Annotated in this window: 4 protein-coding genes and 1 pseudogene; all 5 read left to right on the top strand. The window is 46.4% G+C overall.

What is annotated here, in order from left to right; all coding sequences use genetic code 11:
* Positions 1-786, top strand: a pseudogene (locus ACEW8S_RS05945) (mannosyltransferase); the annotation flags it as partial.
* Between the two features lie 215 nt (positions 787-1,001).
* Positions 1,002-1,625 (top strand): GNAT family N-acetyltransferase, encoded by a 624-nt coding sequence (locus tag ACEW8S_RS05940; protein ID WP_373517259.1) that lies wholly within the window; start codon positions 1,002-1,004, stop codon positions 1,623-1,625.
* Between the two features lie 108 nt (positions 1,626-1,733).
* Positions 1,734-2,921, top strand: coding sequence for an argininosuccinate synthase (gene argG / locus ACEW8S_RS05935; RefSeq protein ID WP_373517258.1), 1,188 nt, complete (start codon positions 1,734-1,736; stop codon positions 2,919-2,921).
* On the top strand, positions 2,914-3,888 hold the full coding sequence (argC, locus tag ACEW8S_RS05930) for an N-acetyl-gamma-glutamyl-phosphate reductase (RefSeq protein ID WP_373517257.1): 975 nt from the start codon (positions 2,914-2,916) through the stop codon (positions 3,886-3,888). Before argG ends, argC begins: the two co-directional genes overlap by 8 nt.
* Positions 3,889-3,992: 104 nt before the next feature.
* A partial coding sequence (gene proC / locus ACEW8S_RS05925) for a pyrroline-5-carboxylate reductase (protein WP_373517256.1) occupies positions 3,993-4,787 on the top strand: 795 nt, incomplete at its 3' end.

The raw sequence follows: 4,787 nt of genomic DNA, 5'->3' as shown, positions 1-4,787 counted from the left end.
CAACACCTTATATTTTGGTATTTCCTAAACCCTCTGGTCATCATAGAACTCACAGGAAACCTTCATTTTGAAGGGGTAATGCTTTTCTTTTTCGTCTGGGCGATATACCTACTGTCCCAAAAAAGGTGGATGCTGGCCGCTTTACCCTATGCCCTGTCAATCGCTATAAAATTGGTGCCACTGTTATTCCTGCCCCTTTTCCTAAAACATTTGGGCTTTAAAAAGAGCCTGTTTTTCTATCTCCTGGTCGGGGCGACCTGTCTGCTATGCTTTCTTCCCTTTTATTCCCCGGATTTTCTAGGAAACTATTCGCAGACTATCGGACTGTGGTTCTCCAATTTCGAGTTCAACGCCGGACTTTACAATGGTATCAAGCAAATCGCCATAGCTTTCGACGGGAAACCCTGGGAGCTAATAAAAACCTACGGGCAGCTTGTTCCGATATTGACCGTTCTGGCCGTATTGGGGTTAACCTTTTTTCGGCAAAACCAAAAACTCGCCGTGCTGTTGACCTCCATGCTGTGGGTCTTGACACTGTACTATTTGCTATCGGCTACGGTTCATCCTTGGTACATCATCTTTTTGGTCCTGCTCGGCGTTTTTACCGAATACCGTTTCGCGGTGCTCTGGTCAGTGGTCGTGACGCTTAGTTATTTTGCCTATTCCAATCCCACCTTTACGGAAAACCTTTGGTTGTTGGCCCTTGAATATTTTGTTGTATTTGGATTTATAGCCTACGAAATCTTCAATCCAAAACGGAAAAAACCGATTTTTCATAAAAATTAATGTCCAATTGTTGTAGTTTCAATGTAATCTTGTACATTTGGCTTCCAATGAAAGGACAATATTACATAATTAGCATGAAGGGCATCCCTGCTCCCGTTCGTCCCTTTTCTCCCCGCCGTCGCCCGTAAGGGTACGTATAGCTTCTATGGAAATAGGTGAGTCCATTTCCGCACAACTCCGAAAACTTTTTTATTTACCGTTAAATTGTCATAGCAATGAAAATCGTAATTGCTAACGAAACCCATTTTAAATACGCCCAGATCATTTGCGACACCATTGCCGATTCGGCCAAGGTACGTGGTACTGGCATCGCCAAGCGCACCCCCGAATACATCCAAAAAAGACTTCAGAACGGCAACGCGGTAATCGCCTTGGATGGCGATACATTCGCCGGCTTCTGTTATATCGAAGTTTGGGGGCACGAAAAATTCGTCGCCAATTCAGGCTTGATCGTACACCCCGATTACCGGAACCAAGGTCTGGCCAAAAGGATAAAAAAACGTATTTTCGATCTCTCCCGTGAAAAATTTCCCGATGCCAAAATATTTGGAATAACCACCGGTCTGGCCGTTATGAAAATGAACTACGAGCTGGGCTACAAACCGGTCACCTTTTCGGAACTAACCGATGATCCCGAATTTTGGAAAGGTTGCCAAACCTGCAAAAATTTTGACATTCTCACACGCACCGAACGCAAAATGTGCCTTTGCACTGGCATGCTGTACGATGCGAACGCCCTGCCCAAAACGAATGCAAAAAAGAAGCCGGATAGTAAGGTGTTTGAGAGATTGAAGAGTATTAAGGAGACCCTTTTACTTAGGAAAGACAAATCGAAATAGAGGTTGGAATTTAAAAAATACCTAGAGACGCGATACACCACATCTACATTTCAAAAAAAGGATTTAAATAATTAATTCCCGTCTTCACGGATACGGCAAATATAAACTATGAAACTAGTATTAGCATACAGCGGCGGTCTTGACACCTCCTACTGTGCCAAATATTTATCCAAGGAAAAAGGATTCGAAGTCCATGCCATAAGCGTAAACACCGGCGGATTCTCAGAGGAAGAAATCGCCACGATCAAAGTAAAGGCCTTGCAGCTGGGCGCCAGTTCATACACCTCGATCGATGCCGTACAGACCTTTTACGACACGGTAGTAAGATACCTTATTTTCGGCAATGTGTTGAAAAACAACACCTACCCCCTGTCGGTAAGCGCGGAAAGAATCGTACAGGCCATCGAAATCGTGAACTACGCCCAAAAAATAGGTGCAAAATACATTGCACACGGCAGTACGGGCGCGGGCAATGACCAAGTGCGCTTCGACATGATCTTTCAGATCATCGCCCCTGATATTGAAATTATAACCCCGATACGGGATAATAAACTGTCTAGGGAAGCTGAAATCGAATATCTAAAACTGAACGGAGTCGATTACCCTTGGGAAAAAGCCAAATATTCCATCAACCGCGGACTATGGGGCACCTCGGTAGGCGGCGAGGAAACCTTGACCTCGCAGAAGCCGCTGCCCGATTCCGCATATCCAAGTCAGTTGAAGAAAAAAGAACCTTCTGAAGTAAAATTGACTTTTGATACAGGGGAACTGGTTGCCATCGACGGACAAAAAGCTACTCCCGTTGAAAATATTATAAAATTGGAGGCCTTGGCCTCAAAATACGCCATCGGCCGTGACATTCATGTAGGTGATACCATTATCGGCATCAAAGGCCGGGTAGGCTTTGAGGCACCGGCGTCGCTGATCATTATAAAAGCCCATCATTTATTGGAAAAGCACACGCTCAGCAAATGGCAGCAATTCCAAAAAGAGCAGTTGGGCAATTTCTATGGGATGTTGCTGCACGAAGGCAATTATCTCGACGAAGTCATGCGGAATATTGAAGTTTTTCTGACAGATACCCAAAGAAACGTTTCGGGCGATGTTTTTGTTTCGCTCCACCCCTACCGCTTCGAACTCAATGGCATAGCGTCTAAACACGACCTTATGAACGCCTCGTTCGGAAGCTACGGCGAAATCAACAAAGGCTGGTCGGCCGAAGACGCCAAGGGCTTTATCAAGATTTTGTCGAATTCGGGGAAGATTTATAACCATGTAAATCAAAACGATGATTAAGGCTGGTATAATAGGCGGTTCAGGATACACGGGTGGGGAATTGATCCGGATTCTCCTGCATCATAATGAAGCGCAAATCGATTTTGTGTACAGCACGACCCGCGCCGGAAAAAAACTGGTAACGACGCATCCCGATCTGTTGGGATCATCGGAAATGACATTTACAGGAACTATAAATCCCGACGTGGATGTCGTATTCCTCTGTTTGGGGCATGGCAATTCCTCTAAATTCCTTAAGGAACACCACTTTTCCGACCACACCAAAATCATCGACCTCAGCAATGATTTCCGATTACAAAGGGATGCCGTTTTTGAAGGGCAAACCTTCGTTTACGGTTTGCCGGAACTGAAAAAATCGGATATCCGAAAAGCGAATTATATCGCAAATCCGGGCTGTTTTGCCACTACGATACAATTGGGACTGCTTCCGTTGGCCAAAGCGGGAATTCTGGGAAACGACGTGCACATCAACGCCGTGACAGGAAGTACCGGTGCAGGCGTTAGTCCGTCGGCGACCTCGCATTTCAGTTGGCGGAACAACAATGTGAGCTGGTACAAGCCGTTTACCCATCAACATTTGGGGGAAATCAACGAGAGCGTGAAATCGCTACAATCAGATTCGGGGGAACTATTTTTCCTGCCCAATCGCGGGAATTTTACAAGGGGAATTTTAGCTACGGCTTACACGGGATTCAAGGGAAGCGAAGAGGAAGCCATCCTCTTGTACAAAGAGTTTTACGAGGATGCGGTATTCACACATATATCCGAAGAACCCATCCATCTGAAACAAGTAGTGAACACGAACAATTGTCATATCCATTTGCATAAACATGAAGATATCCTATTGATAACATCGGCCACCGACAACCTGTTGAAAGGTGCCTCAGGACAGGCGGTACAGAATATGAACCTGATGTTCGGATTTGAAGAAAGTGAAGGATTGCATTTGAAGGCAGGGGTGTTTTAATAATGACGACCAAATTAAAAAATAGAAGCCAATCAAACAGATTCCCGCCTGAGTTTATGCCGAGCGTAGCCGAGGTACGGGAATAACAAAAAAAACTATTACCCATGAAAATAGCCATTATCGGTACCGGAAACCTTGGCCTGTCCATCGCCAAGGGCATACTGAATTCCAACGGTGCAACGACCATGTACTTGACCAAGCGGAACCTGGCCGAAATCAAGGATTTTGAGAAGTACGGTAACGTAAGCGTGACTTCCGACAATCGCGGGGCGGTGCAAAATTCCGATATCCTGATCCTGGCGGTGCAGCCCAGTCAGTTGGAGTCCGTTTTAGCGGATATTAAAGACCTGTTGACGGAAAAGCACGTGGTCATCTCCACGATTACCGGTTTTAGCATCGCCAAGATGGAGGCCATCATCGGGGCAGAGCAGCACATCATCCGAAGCATGCCCAACACGGCGATTTCGGTGGGACAATCGATGACCTGTATCTGTAGCAACGAAAAGGGCAAGAAAAAGATAGAATTAGCGAAAGCGATTTTTGACAGGATGGGCCATTCGATGGAAATTCCAGAACCCCAGATGCAGGCGGCGACCGTCATATGCGCCAGCGGTATCGCCTTTTGGATGCGCCTGATCCGCGCCACCACCCAGGGCGCCATTCAGTTAGGATTCGATGCCAAGGAAGCGCAAGAACTGGCCATGCATACCTGTAACGGAGCGGCGAGCCTGCTGATTGCCTCCGGCAGCCATCCGGAGGCGGAAATCGACAAGGTCACCACACCTAAAGGATGTACGATACAGGGCCTCAACGAAATGGAGCATCAGGGTTTGAGTTCGTCGTTGATTCAGGGGATTGTGGCATCTTACGAGAAAATTAGTCGCATTCAGGAAGGGCAG

Origin of the sequence: Pricia sp., assembly GCF_041745955.1 — a bacterium.
In the GTDB taxonomy this organism is placed as follows: domain Bacteria; phylum Bacteroidota; class Bacteroidia; order Flavobacteriales; family Flavobacteriaceae; genus Pricia.
Note: the sequence above shows the minus strand (reverse complement) of the source record. Positions and strands in the feature narration are given on the sequence as shown.

Bases quoted from the DNA above. Each gene is read 5' to 3' on its own strand.
- argG (WP_373517258.1), top strand. From the start codon at position 1,734: ATGAAACTAGTATTAGCATACAGCGGCGGTCTTGACACCTCCTACTGT.
- ACEW8S_RS05940 (WP_373517259.1), top strand. From the start codon at position 1,002: ATGAAAATCGTAATTGCTAACGAAACCCATTTTAAATACGCCCAGATC.
- argC (WP_373517257.1), top strand. From the start codon at position 2,914: ATGATTAAGGCTGGTATAATAGGCGGTTCAGGATACACGGGTGGGGAA.